Annotated in this window: 22 protein-coding genes and 1 pseudogene; 9 read left to right on the top strand and 14 right to left on the bottom strand. The window is 64.1% G+C overall.

Features of this window, described 5'->3' with window-relative positions; genetic code table 11:
• Positions 1 to 72 precede the first annotated feature (72 nt).
• On the top strand, positions 73 to 984 hold the full coding sequence (locus EJ072_RS23670) for a LysR family transcriptional regulator (protein WP_126081547.1): 912 nt from the start codon (positions 73 to 75) through the stop codon (positions 982 to 984).
• Here EJ072_RS23670 and EJ072_RS23665 read toward each other — a convergent pair whose 3' ends face one another.
• From EJ072_RS23665 to EJ072_RS23630, 8 genes are all read right to left on the bottom strand, one after another.
• Positions 985 to 3,306: a Tex family protein gene (locus EJ072_RS23665; RefSeq protein WP_126081546.1), complete on the bottom strand. Its 2,322-nt coding sequence runs from the start codon at positions 3,304 to 3,306 to the stop codon at positions 985 to 987.
• A 122-nt stretch (positions 3,307 to 3,428) separates the two neighbouring features.
• A complete protein-coding gene (locus EJ072_RS23660) occupies positions 3,429 to 4,607 on the bottom strand; it encodes a serine hydrolase (protein ID WP_126081545.1) in 1,179 nt (392 codons plus the stop codon).
• Positions 4,608 to 4,639: 32 nt separating this feature from the next.
• Entirely contained in the window at positions 4,640 to 5,836 is a 1,197-nt protein-coding gene (locus EJ072_RS23655) for a serine hydrolase (RefSeq protein WP_126081544.1), read from the bottom strand.
• A 116-nt stretch (positions 5,837 to 5,952) separates the two neighbouring features.
• Complete coding sequence (locus EJ072_RS23650) at positions 5,953 to 6,981, bottom strand: extracellular solute-binding protein (protein WP_189341978.1); 1,029 nt, start codon at positions 6,979 to 6,981, stop codon at positions 5,953 to 5,955.
• Between the two features lie 40 nt (positions 6,982 to 7,021).
• On the bottom strand, positions 7,022 to 7,834 hold the full coding sequence (locus EJ072_RS23645) for an ABC transporter permease (RefSeq protein ID WP_126081542.1): 813 nt from the start codon (positions 7,832 to 7,834) through the stop codon (positions 7,022 to 7,024).
• Entirely contained in the window at positions 7,827 to 8,774 is a 948-nt protein-coding gene (locus EJ072_RS23640; RefSeq protein WP_126081541.1) for an ABC transporter permease, read from the bottom strand. The genes EJ072_RS23645 and EJ072_RS23640 overlap by 8 nt, the downstream gene beginning before the upstream one ends.
• Positions 8,774 to 9,877 (bottom strand): ABC transporter ATP-binding protein, encoded by a 1,104-nt coding sequence (locus tag EJ072_RS23635; RefSeq protein WP_126081540.1) that lies wholly within the window; start codon positions 9,875 to 9,877, stop codon positions 8,774 to 8,776. Before EJ072_RS23635 ends, EJ072_RS23640 begins: the two co-directional genes overlap by 1 nt.
• A 128-nt stretch (positions 9,878 to 10,005) precedes the next feature.
• The gene (locus EJ072_RS23630) at positions 10,006 to 11,667 is read right to left on the bottom strand and encodes an amidohydrolase (RefSeq protein ID WP_126081539.1); all 1,662 of its coding nucleotides are present in this window, start codon (positions 11,665 to 11,667) and stop codon (positions 10,006 to 10,008) included.
• A 241-nt stretch (positions 11,668 to 11,908) separates the two neighbouring features.
• Here EJ072_RS23630 and EJ072_RS23625 point away from each other — a divergent pair, with 241 nt between their 5' ends.
• The 4 genes and pseudogenes from EJ072_RS23625 (at position 11,909) to EJ072_RS23610 (ending at position 15,543) form a co-directional block, all read left to right on the top strand.
• Positions 11,909 to 12,562 (top strand): TetR/AcrR family transcriptional regulator, encoded by a 654-nt coding sequence (locus EJ072_RS23625; RefSeq protein ID WP_126081538.1) that lies wholly within the window; start codon positions 11,909 to 11,911, stop codon positions 12,560 to 12,562.
• A gap of 41 nt (positions 12,563 to 12,603) precedes the next feature.
• A pseudogene (locus EJ072_RS23620) lies at positions 12,604 to 13,634 on the top strand (histone deacetylase family protein).
• Between the two features lie 431 nt (positions 13,635 to 14,065).
• Entirely contained in the window at positions 14,066 to 14,776 is a 711-nt protein-coding gene (locus EJ072_RS23615; protein ID WP_126059636.1) for a helix-turn-helix transcriptional regulator, read from the top strand.
• Positions 14,773 to 15,543, top strand: a complete 771-nt coding sequence (locus EJ072_RS23610; protein ID WP_126081537.1) for a helix-turn-helix transcriptional regulator — start codon at positions 14,773 to 14,775, stop codon at positions 15,541 to 15,543. The genes EJ072_RS23615 and EJ072_RS23610 overlap by 4 nt, the downstream gene beginning before the upstream one ends.
• 64 nt (positions 15,544 to 15,607) lie before the next feature.
• Here the strand turns inward: EJ072_RS23610 and EJ072_RS23605 are convergent, their stop codons facing one another.
• Genes EJ072_RS23605 through motA form a run of 6 tightly spaced genes read right to left on the bottom strand, consistent with a single transcriptional unit; the run spans position 15,608 to position 20,492 of the window.
• Entirely contained in the window at positions 15,608 to 16,045 is a 438-nt protein-coding gene (locus EJ072_RS23605) for a hypothetical protein (RefSeq protein WP_042640450.1), read from the bottom strand.
• Positions 16,046 to 16,062: 17 nt separating this feature from the next.
• Positions 16,063 to 17,145: a flagellar biosynthesis protein FlhB gene (gene flhB / locus EJ072_RS23600; RefSeq protein WP_126081536.1), complete on the bottom strand. Its 1,083-nt coding sequence runs from the start codon at positions 17,143 to 17,145 to the stop codon at positions 16,063 to 16,065.
• A 24-nt stretch (positions 17,146 to 17,169) separates the two neighbouring features.
• The gene (locus tag EJ072_RS23595) at positions 17,170 to 18,192 is read right to left on the bottom strand and encodes a flagellar motor switch protein FliG (protein ID WP_126081535.1); all 1,023 of its coding nucleotides are present in this window, start codon (positions 18,190 to 18,192) and stop codon (positions 17,170 to 17,172) included.
• A gap of 43 nt (positions 18,193 to 18,235) precedes the next feature.
• Positions 18,236 to 18,616 carry a flagellar motor switch protein FliN gene (gene fliN, locus EJ072_RS23590; RefSeq protein ID WP_126081534.1) on the bottom strand — a complete coding sequence of 127 codons (381 nt, stop codon included), beginning with the start codon at positions 18,614 to 18,616 and terminating at the stop codon, positions 18,236 to 18,238.
• A 30-nt stretch (positions 18,617 to 18,646) separates the two neighbouring features.
• On the bottom strand, positions 18,647 to 19,582 hold the full coding sequence (locus EJ072_RS23585) for a FliM/FliN family flagellar motor switch protein (protein WP_126081533.1): 936 nt from the start codon (positions 19,580 to 19,582) through the stop codon (positions 18,647 to 18,649).
• Between the two features lie 34 nt (positions 19,583 to 19,616).
• Entirely contained in the window at positions 19,617 to 20,492 is an 876-nt protein-coding gene (gene motA, locus EJ072_RS23580) for a flagellar motor stator protein MotA (RefSeq protein ID WP_042640459.1), read from the bottom strand.
• A 147-nt stretch (positions 20,493 to 20,639) separates the two neighbouring features.
• Here motA and EJ072_RS23575 point away from each other — a divergent pair, with 147 nt between their 5' ends.
• The 4 genes from EJ072_RS23575 to EJ072_RS23560 are packed head-to-tail and all read left to right on the top strand — an operon-like array spanning position 20,640 to position 24,668.
• Positions 20,640 to 21,761 carry a DUF1217 domain-containing protein gene (locus tag EJ072_RS23575; protein ID WP_126081532.1) on the top strand — a complete coding sequence of 374 codons (1,122 nt, stop codon included), beginning with the start codon at positions 20,640 to 20,642 and terminating at the stop codon, positions 21,759 to 21,761.
• A 4-nt stretch (positions 21,762 to 21,765) separates the two neighbouring features.
• The gene (flgF, locus tag EJ072_RS23570) at positions 21,766 to 22,488 is read left to right on the top strand and encodes a flagellar basal-body rod protein FlgF (RefSeq protein ID WP_126081531.1); all 723 of its coding nucleotides are present in this window, start codon (positions 21,766 to 21,768) and stop codon (positions 22,486 to 22,488) included.
• A gap of 4 nt (positions 22,489 to 22,492) precedes the next feature.
• Positions 22,493 to 23,899: a flagellar protein export ATPase FliI gene (gene fliI, locus EJ072_RS23565; protein ID WP_126081530.1), complete on the top strand. Its 1,407-nt coding sequence runs from the start codon at positions 22,493 to 22,495 to the stop codon at positions 23,897 to 23,899.
• Complete coding sequence (locus tag EJ072_RS23560; protein ID WP_126081529.1) at positions 23,880 to 24,668, top strand: hypothetical protein; 789 nt, start codon at positions 23,880 to 23,882, stop codon at positions 24,666 to 24,668. Before fliI ends, EJ072_RS23560 begins: the two co-directional genes overlap by 20 nt.
• Positions 24,669 to 24,686 lie beyond the last annotated feature (18 nt).

Genomic DNA, 24,686 nt, shown 5'->3' with positions numbered 1-24,686 from the left:
GGCTTATCCGCCTGCGCACGCGAAAAATCAAACGAAATTGCATCACGGATCAATGAGCGTTAGTAATGGATCATGAACGTTCAGCGCCGCCTCTTGCCGAACACCGCCGCGCTTGCCGCCTTCGAGGCGGTGGCGCGGCTTGGCTCCTTCACCGCCGCCGCGCGCGAGCTCGATTTGACTCAGGGCGCCGTCAGCCGCCAGATCAACCTGTTGGAAGAACAGTTCGGTCGCCGGCTGTTCGAGCGCGACAGCCGCAATGTCCGGCTGTCGGCGGCCGGCGAGACCTACGCCGAGGCGGTGCGCTCCGCACTTGGCCAGTTGCGCGACGCAACACTCGGATTGATGAGCAATCGGCATAGCGGAGCCTTGAACCTTGCCATCCTGCCGACCTTCGGCACGCGCTGGCTGATGCCCCTGATCCCGGATTTCGTAACGCGCCATCCCGATATCACCATCAACTTCGCCACCCGCATCGGACGGTTCGACTTCGCCCGCGAACGGCTCGACGCCGCCATTCATCACGGCATGCCCGATTGGCCGGACGCCGACTGCACGCTTCTGATGCGTGAGACCGTGATGCCGGTGGTTTCGCCGGAATTCCTGGCCAGCCGTGAGATCGCCACGCCGGCCGACATCAGCCGCCTGCCGCTGCTGCATATGGCGACCCGCCCCGGCGCGTGGAGCGAATGGTTCGAACACCAGGGGCTCGAGGCGCCGACCGGGCCCGGCATGCAATTCGAGCAGTTCGGAACGGTCGCCCAGGCCTGCATGGCGGGGCTCGGCGTGGCGCTCCTGCCGGAAATCCTGATCTCAGGAGAATTGCAGCGCGGCCAGTTGGTGCCGACGCCCGGCCGGCCGATGCAGAGCCGCAGCGCCTATTATCTCGTCGTGCCGAATGACAAGCGAGGCCATCCCCCGGTCGCCAGCTTTCGCGACTGGCTGCTGGGCCAGATCGGCAAGGAGCCGGCTGTCCTCGCCTGGTAGCTACTTCCGCTTCATCGCCTCGGCGAGCGCCGCGCCGAACGCGCCCTGCGAAGGCTTTTCCGACTGGCGCTGCGGCGCCGGCGAGCGCGGGGCGGGCTTGCCGCCGCCGTGATCGCGCTGGCTGCCACGCGGCGCGCCACCTTCGCCGCCGTCCTTGCGCATCGACAGGCCGATGCGCTTGCGCTTGATGTCGACATCGACGACCCGCACCTTCACCACGTCGCCGGCCTTCACCACCTCATGCGCATCCTTGATGAAGCGGTCGGCGAGTTGCGAGACATGCACCAGCCCGTCCTGGTGCACGCCGATGTCGACGAAGGCGCCGAAGGCCGCGACATTGGTGACGGTGCCTTCGAGCAGCATGCCTGGCTTCAAATCCTTGATGTCGTCGACGCCCTCGGCAAAAGTCGCGGTCTTGAAACCGGGGCGCGGATCGCGGCCGGGCTTTTCCAATTCGGCGATGATGTCGCGCACCGTCGGCAGGCCGAAGCGCTCATCGACGAAGACGCGTGGATCCAGCGCCTTGAGCGCGGCGCTGTCACCCAGCAAAGCGCGCACGTCGCGGCCGCAAGCGGCGACGATCTTCTTCGCCACGCCATAGGCTTCCGGGTGCACCGAGGACGCATCGAGCGGCTCCGCGCCATTCGGGATGCGGAGGAAGCCGGCGCTTTGCTCGAAGGCGCGCGGCCCGAGCCGCGCCACCTTGAGCAGGTCCTTGCGGCTGGCAAACGGCCCCGCCGCATCGCGATGCGCAACGATCGCTTCGGCGAGCGAGGGCCCAAGTCCCGACACGCGCGCCAAGAGCGGCGCCGAGGCCGTGTTGAGGTCGACGCCGACGGCGTTCACCGCATCCTCGACCACCGCTTCGAGCGAGCGGCCGAGCCGGTACTGGTCGACATCGTGCTGGTACTGGCCGACGCCGATCGACTTCGGCTCGATCTTGACCAGCTCGGCCAGCGGGTCCTGCAGGCGCCTGGCGATCGACACCGCGCCTCGCAGCGAGACATCGAGGCCCGGGAACTCCGCTGCTGCCGTGGCCGACGCGGAATAGACGGAAGCACCCGCTTCGCTGACGATAACCTTGAGCGGCTTCGGCCCGGCGCCAGCCGGCAGGTCCGACAGCATGTCGGCAACAAGCTTCTCTGTCTCACGGCTGCCAGTGCCGTTGCCGATCGAGATCAGCTCGACCTTGTGCTGGCGGATGAGCGCCGCAAGCTCGGCCTGCGTGCCGCGAATGTCGTTCCTCGGCGGGAAGGGATAGACCGTCGTGGTCGCCACAAGCTTGCCGGTGCCGTCGACCACCGCCACCTTGACGCCGGTGCGGATGCCGGGGTCGAGACCCATCGTAGGCCGCGAGCCGGCGGGAGCGGCGAGCAGCAGGTCCTTGAGATTGCGGGCGAAGACGTGGATCGCCTCTTCCTCGGCCCGTTCACGCAAGTCGCGCATCAGGTCGAGCGTCAGATGCAGCGACAGTTTTATCCGCCACGTCCAGCCGGCGACCTCCATCAGCCATTTGTCACCGGGCAGCGTGCCGCCGATGGCATAGGCATTGGCGATCATGCGCTCGACCGGTTTCACCGGCGAGGCGTCGTCGGCATCGACCTCGATGTCGAGCGACAGCACCTCGTCGTTGCGGCCACGCAGCATGGCGAGCGCACGGTGGCTGGGCACGCCCGACCAGCGCTCGACATGGTCGAAATAGTCGGAAAATTTCGCGCCGGCCTCCTGCTTTCCGTCGACGACTTTTGCGCGCAGGAAGGCGCGTTCCTTCATATAGGCGCGCAGCTTGCCGACCAGATCGGCATTCTCGGCGAACTGCTCGGACAGGATGTCGCGCGCGCCTTCAAGCGCCGCCTTGGCGTCGGCCACCTCTTCCGTGACATAGGCGAGCGCAAGCTCGGCCGGAATTTTGGAGCGGTCGGCGAGGATGGCTTCGGCGAGCGGCCCGAGCCCGCGTTCCCTGGCGATCTCGGCCTTGGTGCGCCGCTTCGGCTTGTAGGGCAGGTAGATATCCTCAAGCTCGGCCTTGGTGGCGGCCGCTGCGATCTTGGCCTCCAACTCCTCGGTCAGCTTGCCCTGCTCGCGGATGGAGCTGACGATCGTCTCGCGCCGCGCGTCGAGCTCGCGCAGATAGGCGAGCCGCTCGGAAAGATCGCGCAACTGCGTGTCGTCGAGCCCGCCGGTGACTTCCTTGCGGTAACGCGCCACGAAAGGCACCGTGGCGCCCTCGTCGAGCAGCCCGATCGCCGCCGCGGCCTGTTCCGGCCGTGCGCCGATCTCGGCCGCGATGATTGCTGCGATGCGCTTGATGTCCGATGCCATGCTCGTTCCTGTCGAAAAGAGCGGCGACCATAGGCCGGGATGCCGGCCGCGCCAACCACGCCGTTTTCAACTACCCCTGGAGGTCCACAGGAAACAGCTATGAATGCGACCCGCCGAACGGTTCAGACCATCGTGCTCAGCGCCTCGAAGAAGCTGACGAGGTCGAGGTCGAGCCGATCATCGACAGGTTCCGGCTGCGACGACATCTTGGCGATGACCACTTCCGTCTTCGGATTGACGTAAAGCCACTGGCCGTGGATACCGATGCCGCAGAAGGCGCCGCTGTCATGGCCGGTCTGGTACCATTTGTTGCGGTAGCGCCCCTTTGGGAACAGGAACGCCATCGTGCCGCGCTGCCAGGCCTCAAAGCTGCCGCCGGTGGCGACCGTGTCGCGCACCCAGGCTTCCGGGACGATGCGGCGGCCGTTGGCCGTGCCGCCCTGCCGCATCATCTCGCCGATACGGGCAAGATCGCGTGGCGTCATCGACATGCCGCCGGCGGTGCGCGCCGTGCCTTCCATGTCGACCGTCACCGAAATTTCGCTTGCGGCGCCCAGCGGCAGCCAAAGCTTTTCGCTGAGCAATTGGCTGACACGCTTGCCCGATGCCCGCTCCACCAGGATGCCCAGCATGTCCGAATTGGGCGAGCGGTAGCGATAAGTCTGCCCGTGCGGCTCGGCGAGACGCTGCAGCGTCAGCAGGAATGCCGCGAGGCTTTCCGACCCGCCGCCCGGATTCCACAAGGTCGAACGGCGATAACGGGCAAACGCGCTTTGCGGATCGAGATAGGCTTCCTCGAAATCGAGGCTGACCGTCATGTCGAGCACGTTGCGCACGCTCGCATCGCTATAGGCCGAGCTCTTGGCCTCCGGGATGTAGTGCGTCACGGGTGCATTGGGATCGAACAGCCCCTCGCCTTGTAATATGCCGGCAAGAATGGCGGTCACCGACTTGCTGATCGAAAAGATGATGTGGCGCGCTCCGAACGGCATATGCGGCGCCGACCAGTCGCCGACCAGCTTGCCGCCCTTCAGGATCGTCAGCCCGTCCGTATCGGAGCGCTTCAGGAAGCTCCCGACGGTTTCGCTGCCGCCGGCGAACGAAACCTTCTCTTCGAGCAACGTGCCGACCGATTTTGCCTGCCCCTCGCCGCCGGGCGCCGCCGCGACATGCACACTCGGCACCAGTTCGCCGACATTCTGGAACGACCATCGGTTGAACGGCGAAAGCCGCCAGGTCTCAAGCCGCACATCCTTGCGGGCAAAGCCATACTGGGTCTCGAACGCGGTTTTGCCGGTCATGATGCTCTCGCGGTTGCTATGTTTGGGGGTGTTCAGGCCAGCGCCGCGGCTATGGCATGGACGGCCTTCAGCGTCGCCACGGAATAGGCTTTGTTGGTGAAATCCGGATAAGTCGAAAGCTTCACCACGACCATTCTGTTGTCCCATTCGATATGGATCAGCTGGCCGAACACGCCCCGGCACATCAGCGCGCGCGAGTGTGAATCCTCGATCCAGAACTGGTTTCGGTAGCTGCCGTCCGGAAGGCTCGGGCTGAAATTCGGCCCATGCCTGCCGCCGCGCGTCGCCTCGATCCAGTCGGCCGGGATCACGCCGCCGCCATTGTCGAGGATCAATTGCCCGAATCGGCCATAGTCGCGCAGCGTCGCGTTGAAGCCGCCATCGGCCAGCGCATAGCCGGCGCTGTCGACGGTGAAGCAGGCGCTCTCGTCGGCGCCGAGCTTTTGCCAGAGCTCCTCCGAGACGAGCTGCGCCAGGCGCTTGCCGCTCACCCGCTCCATGATGAAGGCGAGCACGTCGGTCTCGATCGAGCGGTACTCGAACGCCTCGCCATGCGGGCGCACTCGGTCCTTCAGCCGCAGGATCAGCTCGTACATGTGCGAGGGCCACGAAAAGTCCGGATCGCTGCCCGGTGGGATCGGCTTCCAGCCGGTTGCGACATCGACCTGGCCGATCTCGGAATAGCGATCGGTATATTCCTCGGAAAAGCGTACGCCCGTCGTCATGTCGAGCACATGCTGCACGGTGGCGCCGGCCCAGCCGGTCTCACCGAGTTCCGGAAGATAGTCGGTGACGAGCTTTGCCGGATCGATCAAACCGCGCCCGACGAGGATACCGCACACCGACCCGGTGACCGACTTCGCCATCGACTGCGACAGGTGCAGCGTGCGCTCGTCCATGCCGTTGAAATAGCGCTCATAGGCGACCTTGCCGTCCTTCAGCACCAGGAAGCCGTCGGCATAGGTCTCGTCGAGCAGGCCGGCGAGCGTCGTCGGCGCTCCGTTGCTATCGACCACCGGCAATTCGTCGAGGTCCACCTCCGCGCGCTCCAGGCGACGGCGGTGGCCGCTGCCGCGCCACACCTCGACCGTCGGCAGAAATTCGCGGATGTGCTGGAAGGCCCAGCGGTTCCATGGCGGCCTGTCCCAGTCGAGCTTCGGCGGCACCAGCCTGGGCGGCGAGCCCTGCATGATCGGCGGCCGCGGATCGGAGTTGCGGTAAGACGACAAGATTTCCTCCTCGATGCATGTCACCCAAAGTGCGTGCGCCGGTTTGGGCGAACGACATGCACAGTCACAAGAAAGGGAGGCCGGAGCCTCCCCTCCTTTCATGCCCACCTGCAAAATTACTTGCGCAGGTTGGTCCAGATCTTGTTGTAGATCTCCACCACTTCCGGCGGGCATGGCGGCACGAATTCCGGCGTCGGGGCGCCGGCCGGCGGATTAAGTTCCGGTGAGTTGGCGAACTCCGGCGGCAGGAATTTGTGGCTGCCGGCAATGCCGTTGTCGTAGCCGGCGAAGTCCGAGATCAGCGCCGCGTTCTCAGGCGCCATGACGAAGTCCTGGAATAGCTTGGCGTTCTCCAGGTTCTTGGCGCCCTTCAGCACCGCGACATTGTCCATCCAGCCTTCGATGCCTTCCTTCGGATAGGCATATTTGATTGCCGGGATCTTCTGGCGCGAACGATAGGCCGCGCCATTCCATTGCTCGGTGACGATCACGTCGCCCGAGGTGATCTTGGTGATGGTGTCGTAGCTGAACGTCTTCCACGACGGCTTGGCAGCCACCAGGATGTCGTTGACCTTCTTCAGATTGGCCTTGTCGGCGCCGCAGCGGGGCACGCCGGCATAACGCTCCGCCGCATGCATGACGGTGTTGACGTCGTCGAGGACGTTGATCTGGCCCTTGAGCTCATCCGGCGGGTTGAACAGGATGGCCAACGTGTCGATGTCGCCCTTGAACTTGTCGGTATTGACCGAGAACGTTGTCGTGCCGAACTGCCACGGCGCGGTGTAGTGGCGCCCCTTGTCCCAGTAGATGTCGACAAAGCGCGGGTCGAGGTTCTTGCCGTTCGGCATCGCGTTGGGCTCGGTCTTTTCGAGCAGGCCCTCTTCGATCATGATCTTCACGGTGTAGTCCGATGGCACCACGATGTCGTAGCCGGAATTGCCGGCGCGCACCTTGGACAGCATGGTTTCGTTGGAGTCGTAATCGTCCAGCGTCACCTTGATGTTGTACTGCTTCTCGAACTTCTCGATCAGCTTCGGATTGGTGTAGTCACCCCAATTGTAGATGTGCAGTTCGCCGTCGGCGAGCGCCGGCACTGCCCATAAAAGCACTGCCGCGGAAACGGCCGCCATCAGTTTTCCAGACATTTTATGTTCACCTTGCCTTCCCATTGTTGTGTGTTGGAGCTCATTTGGCGCGTCGGCGCGCAATCAGGAAAGAGACCGAGACGAACAGGATCGACACCATAAGCAGGATGGTGGAGATGGCGTTGATCTCGGGCGTCATCGGCCGCCGGATCTGGTTCCAGATATAGAGGGGCAGTGTCGTCTGGCCGGGACCTGCGACGAGCTGCGTGATGGTAAAATCGTCGAAGGAGACGATGAAGGCGAGCGCAGCGCCCGACATAACGCCGGGAACCAAGAGCGGCAGCGTAATGCGCCTGAAGGCGTTCCAAGGCGTCGCGTAAAGATCGGCTGCGGCATATTCCAGCGTCAGGTCCATGTCCTCCAGCCGCGCCCGGATCGGCATATAGGCGAAGGGGATGCAGAACACGGTGTGGGCGAGGATCAGATTGCCGATGCCGAAATTCAGCCCGAACGCACCGGCGATCAGCGCGAAGAAGGAGAGCGTCGCAACCGCCGTGATGATCTCGGGCACCATCAGCGGCAGGTTGATAACCATGAATGCCGCCGCCAGCCCACGCCACGGCTTCACCCGGGTCATTCCGATCGCCGCCAGCGTCGCGCAGATCGTCGAGACGATCGTCGCGGTCACCGAGATGATCAGCGTGTTCTTGGCCGCGGCATGGAATTCCTCGTTGAGGAGGGCGCTGCCGTACCAGCCGAGCGTGACGCCTTCCCAATGCGTGACCAGTGAGCCGCTGTTCAGCGAGAAGATCATCAGGATAAGCACCGGCACATAGAGCACCAGCAGGCAGATGATGGCGATCGATCGGAACCCCGGCTGGTCCTTGATATCCATGACGCGGGGCTCAGCCATGCTGCACCTTGCCCGACGTGTTGCGGACATAGAAGTAAAGCGCAACCAGCACGGCGGCCATCAGGATCAGCGCCTGCGCGCAGCCGAGCGGCCAGTTGCGCCCCGAGCCGAATTGCTGGGCGATCAGGTCGCCGATCATCAGGTGGATGCCGCCGCCGAGGATGAGTGGCGTCACATAGGCGCCGAGGGCCGGGATGAAGACGAGCAGGCATCCGGCGATGATGCCGGGCTTGGACAGCGGAATGATCACCCGCCACAGCACTTGCCGGCGCGTCGCATAAAGATCGTAGGCCGCTTCGATAAGTCGGAAGTCGAGCTTCTCGAGGCTCGAATAGAGCGGCAGCACCATGAACGGCAGGAACGCGTAGAGCAGGCCGAGCTGGATGGCGAAGTTGGTGTAGAGCATGGTGATCGGCTTATCGATCACCCCCAGCCCGATCAGCGCGTTGTTGATCAGGCCCTCGTCACGGATGATGAACATGATCGCCAGCGTGCGGACCAGAAGGTTCGACCAGAATGGGATGGTGATCAGAAGCACCCACCAATTGCGCTGCGCCGGCGGCCGCGTCGCCATGAAATAGGCGGTCGGAAAACCGAGCAGCAGGCAGATGACAGTCGTCACCGCCGCGAACAGGAACGAACGCAGATAGATGATCAGGAAGTCCGGCGTGAATTGCAGCGTGTCGTCGAAAATGTCGCGCTGGAACAGGAAGTTCAGATAGGCGTCGGTCGAGAACTGCCACTGCACGCCGCCATAAGGCGCGGCGACGAGGAACGAATAGACGCAGATGATGATCAGCGGCAGCACGCCGAAAATGCCGATGATGATCAGCGCCGGCAGCGACAGGAGTCGGTTGCGTCGCGCGCTGGTCTTCACCGCCTTGGCTTCGAACAACGCGGCCTTGGAGGGCGGGGCTGAGGAGAGAGCAGCTGTCGTCATCAGTCTTTCAGGACGCGGGCGGCGTCCTCCTCGAACTGGATGCCGACCTTGACGCCGGTCTCGTAGGTCACCGCGCTCGAACGGCTGTTCTGGTGGCGCACGATGAAATTCTCGCCGCCGCCATCGAGCTTGACGTGGTAGTGCGTGTCGGTGCCGAAATAGACGATGTTGGAGAGCGTGCCGGCGATCGTGCCCTTGGCCGGATCGGGGACCAGATCGGCATGCTCGGGACGAACCACCAGCGTCACCTCGCCGGTCGGATTGAAGCCTTCCGGATAGCCGGCGCTGATCGTCGCGTTGCTGGCGAACTTGACTGTCGCCACGCCGGCCTGCTTCGATACCACCGTGCCCGGCAGGAAATTGGTCTCGCCGATGAAGTCGGCGACGAAACGTTCGGCCGGCCGGTCATAGATGTCGCGCGGCGCGCCGACCTGCAGGATCTTGCCGGCCGACATCACCGCGATGCGGTCGGACATGGTCAGCGCTTCTTCCTGGTCATGGGTCACGAAGATGAAGGTGATGCCGGTCTCGTGCTGCAGCCGCTTCAGCTCGATTTGCATTTCCTTGCGCAGCTTGTAGTCCAGCGCCGACAAAGGCTCGTCGAGCAGCAGCACCTTCGGCTGCGGCGCCAGCGCCCGGGCCAGCGCCACGCGCTGCTGCTGGCCGCCGGAGATCTGGCTGGTGCGGCGCGCCTTCAGCGCCTCCATCTTGACCAGCTTCAGCATCTGGGCGACGCGGGCCTCGATCTCCGCTTTCGGCTTGCCGAGCATCTCCAGCCCGAAGCCGATATTCTGCGCCACCGTCATGTGCGGGAACAGCGCATAGCTTTGGAAGACGGTGTTGACCGGACGTTTGAACGGTGGCAGCGGCGCGATGTCCTGGCCGTGCAGCAGGATCTCGCCGGCGCTCGGGAAATCGAAGCCGGCAATCAATCTCAGCAGCGTCGTCTTTCCGCATCCAGACGGACCGAGCAGCGTGAAAAACTCATTTTCGCGGATCGACACCGAAACCGTGTCGAGGGCGGCTACCTGGTTTTCGCCGGTTCCGAAAACCTTGCGAACACCGCGAACTTCGATCGCGTTCTTACCCGGTTGTTCCGGCACGATTACCCCATTGAGAGAGCCTGCTCTTTCCGGCAGGTGTGTTCCTGTTTGATTGTGACCATAAGCCGTGGGGCTTGGCAACTGCGGAGCTGCTACCTGATTTTCAAATGCAATTCCCATGCCGCACCTCAGGCCTGATAGGTGACCCTGCCGCCACAGATGGTGGTGACCGGGCGCACCGTGTGCAGCGCTTCCGGCGCGGTCGCCTCGATATCGGCCGACAAGACGACGATGTCGGCGAGATAGCCGGTCTTCAGGCGACCTTTGCGATCTTCCATGAACTCCGCATAGGCGCCCTCGACGGTGTAACCCTGGATCGCTTCTCGCAACGAGAAGCTCTGGTCGGGCATGCCTTCCGCCCAAGGCTTGCGCATGACTGCCGCCTGGATGGACAGGATCGGATCGACCGGAGAAACTGGCCAGTCGGACGCGAACACCACGCGCGCGCCGGCGTTTTTCAGCGTGCGCCAGGCATAGCTCAACGGCCACTTGTCGCGGCCGATGCGCGAGATCGTCGGCTCCAGCGGGAAGTTCATCGCCCCCGGCGGATGCGCCGGCTGCATCGAAGCCAGAACGCCAAGTTCGGCGAAGCGCGGCACGTCGGGCGCCGTGATCACCTCGATATGCTCGACGCGGTGGCGGCTGTCGCGCCTGCCGTTCTTCTTCGCCGCCGCCTGATAGCCGTCGAGCACCGCGCGAACCGCGCCATCGCCGATCGAATGCACGGCGATCTGCAACCCGCGCCTATCGGCCTCGACCGCGACCTCGGCGAAATGCTGCGGCGAAAACAGCGGCTCGCCGCGCCAACCGGGACGGTCGGCATAGTCGTCGACCATCACCGCGGTCCAGGAATCCAGCACGCCGTCATAGAAGACCTTGACCATGCCGGAGGACAGCCACTCGGACTTGTAGGTTGCGGCCATCCGCGAGGCTTTTTCCAGCATGTCCAGCTTCATGAAGTTCTTGAAGTGGAACGGGATTTTGGTGCGGCAAAGCAACCGTCCCTCTTTTTCCAGATCGGCCAGCAGCTCGAGCTGGTAGAAGTTGCCGTCCATGTTCTGGATCGATGTGATGCCTTGCTTGGCGCACCATTCAAGCCCGCGATGCATCAGATCGCGATCGGCCGCCAGCTCGCTTGGCGAAGGATGAGGATCCGGCTCGACTCCCTCCAGGCCAAGCCGCGCGCGATTTGCCCCGTAGTGGTCGAGGACCGGCCCGAACGCCTCGCTCTCGCGCAGCTCGCCTGCGGCAAGCCCGTCCGCGCCCATGACGATCTCGTTGCCTTGGCCGACCTCCTTGCCATGCAGCAGGCCGGCCTCTTCCAGCGCCTTGGTGTTCGCCCACATCGTATGGTGGTCGGATGCCGACATGACGAAGGGCCGGTCAGGAATGATGCGGTCGAGATCGTGGCGCGTCACCGGCTCGGGCAGAATCGCGTAGTCGACGCCGGCGCCGATCAGCAGCTTGGCGTCCGGGCGCTTCGCGGCGAAATCCTGGATCGCGTCGCGCAGCGCGTCGAAGCCATGCACGCCCGCCAGATGCAGATTGTCGAGCTCGGCCGCGCCGCCGAACAGATGCATATGCGCCTCGATGAAACCCGGCAGCACCGAGCCGCCCTGGGCGTCGACAATTTTTGTCGCCGGTCCTTTGAGTTCTTCGATGGAAGCGCGGCTGCCGATGGCGATGATGACGCCGTCCTTGACGGCGATAGCCTCGGCGGCAGGATTGTCATCGTCCATGGTCAGCACTCGACCGTTGACGACCACCAGATCCGCACCACCAACCGACATCGCGACTCCACATTTGCTGAGGGACCGACAGCGCGAAGTCCTGCGAGCCGCCGCTCCACCGGGGCGGCGCCGTGGGACAAAGTCGATGCCGATGCGCCGTCTTCGAAATTCCCCTTGTTATCGTTGAAGACAGCGTGGATAAAGAATGCGACTGTTTATTCGCGTTTGTCAACAGCCGGAATTTGGCATGTATAGTGGACTGCACCGCGTGAGGCCGAGCGGGGAATGGGGGCAACGAGCAGTGAAGCGCAGTCTCGACCGCAAGACCAAAATAGCGCTCGAGCCGCGCAAGCAGCCACGGCAGCAACGGTCGAGCAAGGTGGTCGACAGGATTCTCGACGCAGCGCTGATCCTGACCCGCGAGCAAGGAACCAAGACCCCGACGACGCTCGCCATCGCGCAGCGCGCCGGCCTATCAGTCGGTTCGGTCTACCAATATTTCCCCAACAAGGAAGCCATCCTTCTCGAACTCGGCAGGCGCTGGCTGTCTTCCTTTCCCGAGGTGATTGCCAAGCGTATCAAAGTTGCCCAGCCCACCAACCGCGACGAGTTTCAGCGCGAAGTGCGCAAGCTCTTCATCGACACATCCAGGCTCTATCTCGACAACGTCACGCTGATGCCGGTGATCGAGGCGATATCCGGCAATGCCGACCTGAGGCCGATCCAGGATGGATACGACAAGGAGATCATCGCCCTCTACGCAGCCTGGCTGCAGCATGTGAACCCGGCGCTCGAGGAAAAGACCGCCAAGCGGCTGGGCCTGGTGATGATGGAGGTCGGGCACGCCTGCAGGCTTGTCGGACTGAAGCGGGATCGCAAGACATTCGACCTCATAGAGGACGATGTGGAAGCCATGTGGCTGGCTCTCGTGACCCCCTATCTCAACCTCGACTGATTTCGCACCTCCAACTGTTTTCGTACTTCCAGGGGAATTCCATGAAGACTGTCTTTTCGCCGCTTCACGCCGGTCATTCAGGCCAGATGGAACTGGTCACATCGGCCATCGTGCCCGGCTTCGAGAAACCGTCGCGAGCCGAATTCATCAAGGCGCGGGTGGAGAGCGAGAAGCTCGGGCCGATCATCGGACCGGTCGAGCACGACCTCGCCGCCGCCAAGCGCGTGCATGATGCCCACTACATCGATTTCCTGCCGACGGTCTGGCCGGAATGGGTCGCCGCCGGTTTCACGGGCTCGGCCATGGGCTTCACCTGGCCGACGCGCGGCCTGCGCGGCGACGTTCCGCCGAAGCGCGTCGACGCCCTGCTCGGCTATTATTCCTTCGATGCCGGCGCCACCTTCGTCGAAGGCACCTGGGCGGCGATCAAGTCATCCTATGATGTCGCGCTGACCGCCGCCGCCCTCGTCAAGGGCGGCGAGCGCACCGCCTTCGCGCTTTGCCGCCCGCCCGGCCATCATGCGGGTGCCGCCTTCATGGGGGCTATTGCTTCATCAACAACGCCGCCGTCGTCGCGCAATGGTTCCGCGACCAGGGCGCCAGGCGCGTGTCGATCCTCGATGTCGACTACCACCACGGCAACGGCACGCAGGAGATCTTCTATCGCCGCGGCGATATCCAGGTACTCAACCTGCATGGCGACCCGATGGTCGAGTATCCCTTCTTTCTCGGCCACGCCGATGAGCGCGGCGAAGGCGAAGGCGAAGGTTTCAACGTCAACTACCCGATGCCCTTCGGCACCGACTGGGACGGCTGGAGCGCATCGCTGGAGGATGCCTGCGGCAAGCTCACCGCCTACGCCCCCGATGTCGTCATCGTCTCGCTCGGCGTCGACACCTTCGAGAAGGACCCGATCAGCCAGTTCAAGCTGAAGAGCGTCGACTACCCCAAGATCGGCCGCCGCATCGCCAGGCTCGGCCTGCCGACGCTGTTCGTCATGGAAGGCGGCTACGCCGTGGAAGAGATCGGCATCAATGCCGTCGGCGTGCTGACCGGCTTCGAGGATCGCTGATCCCCACCCGAATGGGCCTACGCCCCCGGATGCAACCGGGGGCGTATTTGTTGCAGCCGCGCGGCGAAAGGCTCAATTCAGCTTTGAAATCACCGCCAAGCAACGCGAAAACCGGCCGCTGAGTCGCAACGCGAGTCCACCGGATTCGATTTTGTCAAATCGCATTTGATGTCGGATTCATCTGCGGGTAGATTAGACCCGAATCAGCCGGTCCACGGGGGGCGCGGCGACCACCCAAAGTCTCAAGTTCCGGCGCCAGGCCGGCACCAGACGCGGACGGTTTCGCGTTCCCTGGAGGGATTCGGCGCGGTTGGGGCGCCGTTCGCGTCCGTGAGTGTGTCTTCGTAAACGTGATGTGTTTCGGGTCCGGCCGCCGGCTTCGCCAGCACCGGGCACAAGGATCGATTCCGGCAAGAATCCAAGAATTGGAAATGAGCAGTCCCGCCGCGCTTCTCCAACCCGATGCTTCAGGCCCGCACCTGACGTCCCGCGGCGATCTCACCGGTTTTTTCATGCAGCTTGCAGCCGACATCGGCGCAGACAGCTACATGCTGGTCGCCATTGTGCATGACCAGGACCGCAACGACGCGCGCATCGTCTCCTCGAACTGGATCTTCGATGCCATCGAGCTGATCGGCAAAAGGCTGATCGCCAACCTGGCGCTCGGACCTCTGACCGTGGCGCCGGGGGTGCGTCCGAAGCCGTTGGTGGCGGCGCACGCGCCCGACGCCGGCGCATTGCTGACCGGCGAAGAGGCCCGCCTGCTCGACGTGCTCGGCCATGCCGAAATCTACTCGTTGCGGCTCAATGTCGGCCGCCAGCGCCTGTTCGTGCTGTTCTCGGCCGCCGAGGCAGGCAAGATCGACCTGACGGCCCTGATGAAGGCGCAGCTCAAATGCTGCTATGCGCTTTCCAGCATTCCGCAGTTGATCGCGGCGGCATCCATGCAGGACCCGTTGTCGGACCGCGAGCGCGAATGCCTGTTCTGGGTTTCGGAAGGCAAGACCACCGACGAGGTGGCCGTCATCCTCGGCGTCTCGTCCAACACCGTCAACAGCTACATCACGCACGCCATCCAGAAGTTCGCGGCCTCGAACCGCGCGATGGCGATCGCGACGGCGATCAGGAGCGGCATCATTTGAAGCACGCACAGGTCAAAGAGGCGGCCGCCGCCCTTTTCAACGATCAGCGCAATCCCTTCGGCGCCTTCTCGCTGGGCTCGGAGACGCATCATGCGGCCACCATTCCGGATGCCGTGCGCCGCTGCCGCTGGATCGCGGTCGACATCAACGCCTCAGCCTTCGGCCTCTATTTCGTCAGCCCCTCGCCTGAGCGCGCGCGTCTCGTAGCGTGCTTCGATTCCGACTATCCGAGCACCGCGGTCGCGACCAAATTCATCTCCGGCGCCAATGGCGAGGATGTGGTGCGCCACAGCCGCATCTCGACCACGCCGCGCTGGTGGGCCGACGACGGCATCGCCGGATCGCGGCAGATCTTCCAGTCGCTCGCCTGGGCCGAGCCGACCGCGCCGCTGGCGCCCGGCACCAATGGTATCGCGCTTCCCGTGCATGCCGAGCGCGGTCAATGCGGTCTGGTCGTCTTCCTGGGCTCTGAGATGGCGTTATCCGACGACATGCTGTGCGAGATCCACGCTCGCTCCTTCGCGCTTTTCGCGGCCGTCGCCCGCATCCGCCCCAGCGACAGCGGCCGGATGCGTTCGATCTCCAAGCGCGAGCTCGAATGCCTGAAGCTGACCGCCAACGGCAACACCAGCGAAGAGATCGCCAAGCTTCTCAAGCTCTCGGTGCACACCGCCAACCAGTACCTCACCCAGTCGACGCAGAAGCTCAACGCGGTCAACCGCAACCAGGCGGTCGCCAAGGCGCTGCGGCTCGGCCTGATCGAGTAGCAACACCGAGCCTGCGGCGTTGTAAACGTGCCGCAGCGAAATTGGCTCGGCTGCAATCAGATCGTTACGGAAAAGCCAGCGGCTCGGTCCTGCGGATGCGCGCCTCCTCCACGGCATCCTCGAGCAAGGCAGTGTTGTGCTCAGGCGTCTCGCCGGGCTTCTCGAACGACACGTAGTTGACCACCACGGAAGGCCCGCGCTCGGTCAGCGTCAATTGGAAATAGACCGTCACGCCGCGCGGCCGCAGCTCGAGATCAAGCACGATGCGCGGACTGCCGCTCCAGTCGACATGCGCCTCGCCGCCATGGCCGAGCCGCAATGTGCCCGGCCGGAAGTAAAGCTCGGCCGCCGAATCCACCAGGTCCGACAGGCAGGCGAAATGCTCGAGCCGGATGAAGGCGATATAGTCGGCAACGTCGATCAGCCTCAACTCGCCCACAACAGGCTCGATGGCGCTGGCGACGATCAGCTCGCGGGAATTGGCGTGTGGTTGCCGGTCCATGGATTAGCGGCGTCCGTTCATTGGGTTGCTTTGCGCGAGGCCTTCTTCGAGTAGACGATCCGCACCAATTCGGCGACCGCCTGGTAGAATTGCGACGGGATCACGCTATCAACCGAAACTTGCTTGTACATGGAGCGCGCAAGCGTCACGTCCTCGAAGATCGGGATGTTGTTCTCCCTGGCGATCTCGCGGATCTTGAGCGCCACCAGATCCTGCCCCTTGGCGAGCACGATGGGAGCGGAATCCTCCCCGCGCACATATTTCAGCGCGATCGAATAGTGCGTCGGGTTGGCGATCACCAGCGTCGCGCGCGGGACCGCCGTCATCATGCGCTTGCGCGCCCGGTCGCGCGCCAGCGAGCGCAACCGCGACTTGACGATCGGATCGCCTTCCGACTGCTTCAGCTCGTCCTTCACTTCCTGCTTGGTCATGCGCAGGTCGCGCCGCCAGTGGAAACGCGACCATACGATGTCGACCACCGCGATCAGGCCCATGACGAAAACGATCGCCACCAAAATGTCGACGAAGATGCCGCGTATCACCAGGCCGAACGAGACCGGGTTGGTGATCATGCCGGCGAGCAGCTTGCGATGATCTTGCGAGAGCGTGAAGCTCAGCACCGCGATCGCGAAGCCAAGCTTTGCCAGCGATTTCAGGAATTCGACCCAGCCCTGCACGCCGAACATCCGGCTCCAGCCCTTGGCGATCGAGATGCGCGACAGCTGCGGCCTGATCCGTTCACCGACGATCTGCGGCAGGTTCTGGAAAACCGAAGCGCCGATGCCGGCAACCGTCAGGAGCACGAGCAGGCTGACGACGGCGCGGCCGATCTCGCTCATCACCTGCCTGTAGAGCGAGATGACGTCGGTCTCGGTGTCCATCGGCCAAGCTTCCGGCTTTTCCAGGAAGGTCGACAGGAACATGCCGAGGTCGACGATCGCATCCTTGGCGTAGAAGACCGCGAAAACCAGGATGGCGAGGAAGGACGCAAAGATCGCGGTCTCGCGCGAATGGGGCAGCTTGCCCTGTTCGATCGTGTCGCGGATCTTCTTTTCTGTGGCTTCCTCGGTTTTGGAATCCTTGTCGACCGCTTCCGCCATGACGCTCTGACCGTGTGGCTGTCGTCAGGCGGCTTCGGCGGTGGCTGCCTGCATCGAAGGCAGCTCGAAGGCGCCTTCGCGCGACAGCCGGATGGCGGCGCTCGATATGCTCTTGCGGGCCGCCATGATGTCGGCAAGCGCAATGCCTTCCGATCCCTGTCCAAGCTCGGATTCGATCATGCGGCGAGAGCGCGCGCCGATCGCCGACAGTGCCGATTCGGCCAGCTCCGGCGACGCGCCGCGAAGCGCCAGCGTGACGAGTTCGGTCGACAGCCCGTCGAAGAGCAGAACCCGGGCTTTCTGCGGCAGCAGCGGCAGATCGTCGAAGGCGAACAGCCGCGACTTGACGCCAGCGAGATCGGGCGTGCCGGCTTCCTCCAGGTCCTGCATCAGGTCGTCCAGTTCCGGCTTCGCCATCTCGTTGAGCATGCTGGCGACGCGTTCCTGCCCGGCCGTGGTGTCCCTGCTGGCCTTCTGCGACAGCACGCTCACGCGCAGCTGGTTCTCGACGATCCTGGATGCCGCGTCCGGGATGTTGGCCATCGTCACCATGCGCTTGATGATCTGGCTGCGCATCGGCTTTTCCATGGTGAGCAGAACATTGGCGGCGGCCTGCGGCGCCAGCTTCGAAAGCACCATCGCGGACGTCTGCGGATGCTCGCCCGCAAGGAAGGCGCCGAGCCTTGCCGGTTCGAGCTTCTCGACGTCCGGCCAGATCGGCGCGGGCCCTTCCGCGACCGGCTCGAACTTCTTCTCGCCCATGATGGCGCTCATCTCTTCGGGCGACAGCGATTCGTTGAGGATCGTGTCCATCCGGTCGGCCGAATCGAGCAGGCCCGCACCCTCGGTGAACTCGGCCTCGAACTCGGCGACGATGCGCTCCAGATCGGCCTGCGGGATGGTGCGCAAGAGACGCGCGCCCTCGATCAGCGCCTTCAGCTCATCCTGCTTGAAGAATTTGAGCAGCCGGCTGGCCGCAGGCTTGCCCATGGCCACCAGTATGGCTGCCGCTTTTTGCGGACGTGTCAGCGCCAATGCCGTCGTCATGCGTGTTGCCCTCGCTGCCGATTGGTCCGCCCGCCGACCATTCTCAGGCGCTCTTCGTCGCGGCGATGATCTCGGTGAGCCTGATGCCGAAGCGCGTCGGATCGCTTTCCAGCACCGTGATCTCGCCGCGCGCTATTCTGCGGCCGTTGACGACCACGTCGACCGGCTCGCCGATACGGCGGTTGAGCGCGACCGTGGAGCCCTTCTGCAGCGCCATCAGCTCCGAGACCGGCATTTCCGTGCTGCCGAGGATGATCTGCACGTCGACCGGAATGGTCATGATGATCGAGGAATTGGCGCCCGACTGAAAGGCGTCGTCCGGGCGCTTTTCCTCCTCCCGCAGCACGCCGCGCAGTTCCTCGATGGCGCGGTCGAGCTGTTCGTCGGGCTGGTCGGGTTCGGCTTCCACCTTGGTTTGTGCCATCTGTCGTCTCCATAAAAACCGGGCCTGGCGTCAGCCCGGCATCAGTCCGTCGATGAAATCCTGCCCGGCATCGTGCGGATGGCTGATGCGGACGGTGTAGTTCTGTCCGAGCTTGCCGAACTCGCAGACAAACAATGTCTTGTCGCGGGCGCTGAGTCTGGCGTTGAGCTGCGCATTCTCCTCGAATTCTATCACCTGGCCGGGCTCGAACGCGGCGAGGTCGCCGAGCGTCAGCCGGGCGAGCGGCATCGTCGCTTCGAGCCGGACGGTCGAGCGCATCACCTCTTCCGAGAAACGGGCACGCCAGTCGAATTCGCTGCTCTCGCCTTCCTCGACTTTGGCGTTTGCGCCACGCGTCGAGAGAAGGATGCGCTGTGGGATCATGACCGTGATCATGCCGGTATCGGTCTGCGTGGAGATGCCAAACACGATGCGGACTGCGGCGCCGTCGCGCAGGATGCGCCGCCTCGCTTCGCCGCCAGACGTTGCGCGAGGCACCGGCAGACGCAAATCCAATGAGCGCCGGCCCGATCCGTTGAGCGCCGTCGCGACCTCCTGGAACACGGTGGTCGCGACATCGGCCTCGATCTGCGACAGGTCGCGCTCGATCGGCGCCACCGGCTGGTCGGGATCGCCGCCGAACAGCGCGCTCACCATGACGGCGACCGCATGCGCATCCATCACCAGCGTCATGGCGTCGGCCGAGGTCGGCGACGAAACGATGGTCAGCGCAAAGGCATCGCCGGCGCGCGAACGCGCCTCGGGAACGCGGCCGACCTCCACCGCCTGCAGGTCGACGGTCACCGGCGCGCCGAGCTCGCTTGCAAGCGCCTTTTGCAGCACCGGGACCGCCCGTTCGGCCATGCCGCGGCCGACGCCGATCACCTGCGCCGCCTCGCCACTGTCGCCGACGAGACGCTCGATGATCAAGGCCCGCGTTTCTGACGGACTGGCCGGACTGGTCATGGCGGCAGGCGGCCCTGTCTCGGATCGAGCATGCTCAGGCCGCCTTCTTCTCGGCGGAGCCGGCGTTCATGGTGCTCTGCTCGACGGCATCGATCGTCGGACGCTCATAGGAGGAGATGGTCTTGCGACCGAATTCGATCGCCACCTGCGGCAAGGCGCCGTTCATATACGCAAGCAGCGTCTGCTTGACGATGATGTAGAGGCGGTTCTTCTTCTCGCGCACCGTCTTGATCTTGGTGGCGACCGGACCGACCACCGCATAGGACAGGAAGATGCCGAGGAAGGTTCCGACGAGCGCGGCGCCGATCAGGCCGCCGAGGATCTCGGGCGACTGGTCCAGCGCTCCCATCGCCTTCACCACGCCGAGCACGGCAGCCACGATGCCCAGCGCCGGCAGGCCGTCGCCGACCGCCACCATCGCGTGATAGGCCTTCAGCTTGTCGCTGCGGATCGTCTGGATCTCTTCATCCATCAGCGCCTCGATCTCGTGCGAGCGGGCATTGCCGATGATGATGATGCGGCAATAGTCGCAGATGAAATTCGTCAGGTCATGGTTCTTGAGCACGGTCGGGAAAGCCTGGAAGATGGCCGACTCCTCCGGATTGTCGATATGCGCCTCGACCTCGCTGCGCGATTTCGAGCGCAGTTCGCGCATCAGGCTGTGCAGGACGCCCAGCGTCTCGAGGTAGTCGCGCTCCTTCGGCACCGCCTGCTTGAAGGCCTCGAGAATGCCCTTGCCGGTGTCCTTGACCGTCTTCATCGGATTGGCGACCAGGAAGGTGCCGAGGGCCGCGCCACAGATGACCACCGCTTCCCAGGGCTGCAGCAGCACGTGCAGATGGCCGCCCATGGCCATGAAGCCGCCGAGAACGCAGCCGAGCGTCACCACAAGTCCGATCAGAATGCCCACGGCAGGTCCTTCCGCATGTCACGTCGTGGATCAGGGATAGTCCCCGTGCCTTGTGTGAGGCTTGAATCGAGGGCACCGGACACGATTCAGCTTCGCGCAAGGAAGTGACGTTATTGTTCCGGGATAGCTTCGGCCGGAGGCATGCCCTTGCTCAGTACCTATATCAGCTACCAGTTGATCGCCAAAGACATCCCCAAGTCTATCGCCCGCATCGAGCAGCAGCCGACGGTCGATCGCGACACCCAATACTATCTGGCCAACATCACCAAGGTGAAATCGATCGACGATTTCGTCAACAATGATCGCTTGTTCAAATACGCCATGAAGGCCTACGGGCTGGAGAACATGGACTACGCCAAGGCCTTCATGGTCAAGGCGCTGAAGGAAGGCGTTTCCGATCCCGACAGCTTCGCCAACAAGCTGACCGACAAGCGCTATGCCCAGTTCGTCAAAGCTTTCAATTTCGCGGCGGACGGCGCCAATGCGACCGCCTACAACCCGGCGCAGCAGCTGGTGACGAAAAACTACGCCATCCAGGCCCAGATCGCCGGCCTTGACCCGAATTCGGACTATGTGAAGGGCGAGACGACCTACTATCTCGCCAACATCACCAAGGTGAAATCTGTCGACGATCTGATGTCGAACAACCGGCTCTATACTTATGCACTGGCGGCCTACGGCCTGGATTCAGCAACCGAGGACAAGGACCTGATCAAGTCGGTCCTGCAAGGCGGCGTGCGTGATCCCGACAGCGTCGCCAACCAGCAGACCAACAAGGCCTATGCCGGGCTGGCCTCTGCCTTCAACTTCGAGCAATACGGCGCAAACACCACCACCTATGTTCAGGCGCAGCAGCCGACCGTCGACATTTACATGCGCCAGACGCTGGAGGAGGATGCCGGCAAGACCAACGAGGGCGTGCGGCTGGCGCTTTATTTCCAGCGCAAGGCGCCCGACATCACCAGCTGGTACGACGTGCTGGCAGACACCGCTTTGGCCAGCGTGGTGCGCACCGCGCTCGGCCTGCCTGATTCCTTCGCCACCGCCGACATCGACAAGCAGGCGCAGCTCTTCGGGCAGAAGCTCGACATCAAGGACTTCACCGACCCCGAGAAGCTCAGCAAGTTCCTGACCCGCTTCACCAGCATGTACGAGGTCGCCCACCCGACCTCGACGGCGGTGACGTCGGTCAGCGTGCTCTTCGCGCAGCCCACCAGTGTCGGCATCTCCACGGATCTGATGCTGGCCATGCAGCAATTGAAGTTCTGAGATCATGCAGGACAGTCTTTACGTCGCCCTTTCCTCTCAGATCGCGCTCGAGCGCCGTCTAGACACCATCGCCGACAACGTCGCCAATGCCTCGACCATCGGCTTTCGCGCCACCGGCGTGAAGTTCGAGGACGTGGTCTCGGGCACCGGGCCGAAGTCGGTCTCCTTCGCCTCCTCCGGCAATACCTATCTTTCCGGCGCGCATGGCGCACTGACCGAAACCGGCAACCCCTTCGACTTCGCCATCCAGGGCGACGCCTGGTTCGCCATCGATACGCCCGCCGGCACGGTGATGACGCGCGACGGCCGCTTCTCCATGAACGAGAACGGCGAGCTGATGTCGATCGAAGGCTATCCGGTGCTGGACAGCGGCGGCGCTCCCATCCAGCTCGATCCGCGCAACGGGCCGCCCAAGGCAGGCGCCGACGGCTCGCTCAGGCAGAACGACCAGCTGGTCGGAGCGATCGGTCTCTACAATTTCGACCCCGGCGAGAATTTCGTCCGCTACGGCAATTCGGGCATCGTTCCGGCGCGCACGCCCGAACCGGTCACCGATCGTTCGGACCTCGGTGTCGCACAAGGGTTTCTGGAAGAGTCGAACGTAAACCCGGTGCTGGAAATGACCCGGCTGATCCAAGTGCAGCGCGCTTTCGAGAACACGGCGGCGCTGATGCGGCAGACCGATTCCTCCACCGACGACGCCATCAAGACGCTCGGCTCGAAGTGACGGCATGACGACCGGCTCGTCCCTGTTGCGCGCTTCCGAGAGCCCGGCCAATTCCGGAAGGACGGACCGGCTGGCCGCGCTCGAACGCATCTGGCGCCGGTTCGACGATCCGCAGGCGTTGCTTGCGCGCGGCGGCCGCATCGCCGAGATATCGCCGACGCATTACAAGGTCCGCGGCCTGTCCGGGATTGCCAGGCTCGGCGACATCGTCGAGCAGCGCGGCAAGGCCGGCGCGCGACGCGGCGAGATCGTCAAGATCGGCAGCGACGAGGTGGTGATAGCTCCCTTCGAGCGCAGCGCCGATGCCGGTATCGGCGGCGCCGTCTTTCGTCGCGGCCCGCTCACCGTTACGCCGCATGTCTCCTGGCGCGGGCGTGCCATCGACGCCTTGACCCGCCCCATTGACGGCGGTCCCGCGCTGATCCGGCCGAATGCCGCCGATGTCACGCATGGCGCGACTCCGGGCGCCTTGTCGCGCCAGCGCGTCGGCACCGGCTTCCTCACCGGGGTGCGGGTGATCGACATCTTCACCCCGCTCTGCTTCGGCCAGCGGCTTGGCATCTTCGCCGGTTCCGGCGTCGGCAAGTCGACGCTGCTTGCCATGCTCGCCGGCGCCGAGGCCTTCGATACCGTGGTCGTGGCCCTGATCGGCGAGCGCGGCCGCGAGGTGCGCGAGTTCCTCGAGGATACGATCGGCGCCGAGAGCATGGCCAAGACCGTCGCCGTGGTCGCCACCAGCGACGAAAGCGCCATGATGCGCCGGCGTGCGCCCGACACCGCCATGTGCGTGGCCGAGCATTTCCGCGACCAGGGCCATCGCGTGCTCCTGGTGCTGGATTCCATCACCCGCTTCGCGCATGCGCTACGCGAGGTGGCGACCGGAACGGGCGAGCCGCCGGTCGCACGCGGCTATCCGGCCTCGGTCTTCACCGACCTGCCGAAGCTGCTCGAACGCGCCGGCCCGGGCGCCGAGGGAAAAGGCTCGATCACCGCCATTATTTCCGTGCTGGTCGACGGCGACGACCACAACGACCCGGTCGCCGATTCGGTGCGCGGCATCCTCGACGGCCATGTCGTGCTCGACCGCGCCCTTGCCGAGCAGGGCCGCTATCCGCCGGTCAATCCGCTGTCGTCCATCTCGCGCCTTGCCGACAAGGCCTGGAGCCCGGAACAGCGCGTGCTGGTGACCAGGCTGAAATCGATGATCGCGCGCTTCGAGGATACGCGCGACATCCGTCTTTTGGGTGCCTACCAAAGCGGCGCCGATGCCGAGCTCGACAACGCCGTGCGCCAGGTGCCGCTGATCTATGAGGCGCTTACGCAATCGCCGAGGGACCGCGCGTCGGCGGATCCGTTCGCCGACCTCGCCCGCCATCTCAAGGGGAAGCTGAATGGCGATCAAGGAGACTGAGCTCCAATATACCGAGCGCATGTTGCGCGACATGCTTGCCGAGGCCGAGGCGGCGGAAAGGGCCGAGGCCGACGCGGCAAGATCCGCCAATGACAAGGTCGCGAATGCCAAGACACAGAAGACAGCGGCTCTGCTGAACAGAGCCGACAGGCAGCATCCGCCGCGGAAATCCGCCGCCGGGAGCGCCGATGTCGCGCAGGCCAGCCGCGATTCCGTGCTCGACGGGCTTTTTCCCCGCACCGAGTGGCCGGAGCCACCGAAAGCCCAGTTCCCGCGCCTGGCCGACAGGAGCGCCGACCGCCGCAGCGATTTCGTCATCGCCGCGCTCGGCATCACGCTCGGCCTCATCTGTGCGTTGTTCCCCTGGTACATCTTCTTCAACCAGGAGCAGTTCGGCGTCCAGACCATCAAGTTCGGCGGCAGCGGCAGCAATTCCGGACGTGAGGGCGGTGGCGTTGTGGCTCAACGCAGCGGACCGCTGACGGCCAAGGACGTTCCCAATCCCGATATCGACCTGTTTGCGACCGGCACGGTGCAGGATGATCCCGCCCCGCCGCCCGCCGACCAGCCCTTCCCGGCCGCCGCTTCCGAATTCAAGATGGTGCATGTCGCCAACGGCCGCGCCATGATCGAGGACGATACGGGTCTGTGGGTCGTTCAGCGCGGCTCCGTCCTGCCGGATTCGAGCCGCGTCGCCTCGATCGAGCAGCGCGGCGGCAAGTGGGTGATCGTCACCAGCACAGACAAGGTGATCCAGCTCTCGAAGTAACGGAGCCGGGCCGTACAG

This window comes from Mesorhizobium sp. M2A.F.Ca.ET.046.03.2.1, assembly GCF_003952425.1.
Classification (GTDB): Bacteria; Pseudomonadota; Alphaproteobacteria; order Rhizobiales; family Rhizobiaceae; genus Mesorhizobium.
This window is presented reverse-complemented; position numbering and strand designations above follow the sequence as displayed.

Bases quoted from the DNA above. Each gene is read 5' to 3' on its own strand.
- flhB (WP_126081536.1), bottom strand. From the start codon at position 17,145: ATGGCGGAAGCGGTCGACAAGGATTCCAAAACCGAGGAAGCCACAGAA.
- EJ072_RS23665 (WP_126081546.1), bottom strand. From the start codon at position 3,306: ATGGCATCGGACATCAAGCGCATCGCAGCAATCATCGCGGCCGAGATC.
- EJ072_RS23650 (WP_189341978.1), bottom strand. From the start codon at position 6,981: ATGTCTGGAAAACTGATGGCGGCCGTTTCCGCGGCAGTGCTTTTATGG.
- EJ072_RS23645 (WP_126081542.1), bottom strand. From the start codon at position 7,834: ATGGCTGAGCCCCGCGTCATGGATATCAAGGACCAGCCGGGGTTCCGA.
- EJ072_RS23660 (WP_126081545.1), bottom strand. From the start codon at position 4,607: ATGACCGGCAAAACCGCGTTCGAGACCCAGTATGGCTTTGCCCGCAAG.
- EJ072_RS23595 (WP_126081535.1), bottom strand. From the start codon at position 18,192: ATGACGACGGCATTGGCGCTGACACGTCCGCAAAAAGCGGCAGCCATA.
- fliI (WP_126081530.1), top strand. From the start codon at position 22,493: ATGACGACCGGCTCGTCCCTGTTGCGCGCTTCCGAGAGCCCGGCCAAT.
- EJ072_RS23605 (WP_042640450.1), bottom strand. From the start codon at position 16,045: ATGGACCGGCAACCACACGCCAATTCCCGCGAGCTGATCGTCGCCAGC.
- EJ072_RS23560 (WP_126081529.1), top strand. From the start codon at position 23,880: ATGGCGATCAAGGAGACTGAGCTCCAATATACCGAGCGCATGTTGCGC.
- EJ072_RS23615 (WP_126059636.1), top strand. From the start codon at position 14,066: ATGAGCAGTCCCGCCGCGCTTCTCCAACCCGATGCTTCAGGCCCGCAC.
- flgF (WP_126081531.1), top strand. From the start codon at position 21,766: ATGCAGGACAGTCTTTACGTCGCCCTTTCCTCTCAGATCGCGCTCGAG.
- EJ072_RS23630 (WP_126081539.1), bottom strand. From the start codon at position 11,667: ATGTCGGTTGGTGGTGCGGATCTGGTGGTCGTCAACGGTCGAGTGCTG.
- EJ072_RS23640 (WP_126081541.1), bottom strand. From the start codon at position 8,774: ATGACGACAGCTGCTCTCTCCTCAGCCCCGCCCTCCAAGGCCGCGTTG.
- EJ072_RS23585 (WP_126081533.1), bottom strand. From the start codon at position 19,582: ATGACCAGTCCGGCCAGTCCGTCAGAAACGCGGGCCTTGATCATCGAG.
- EJ072_RS23670 (WP_126081547.1), top strand. From the start codon at position 73: ATGAACGTTCAGCGCCGCCTCTTGCCGAACACCGCCGCGCTTGCCGCC.
- fliN (WP_126081534.1), bottom strand. From the start codon at position 18,616: ATGGCACAAACCAAGGTGGAAGCCGAACCCGACCAGCCCGACGAACAG.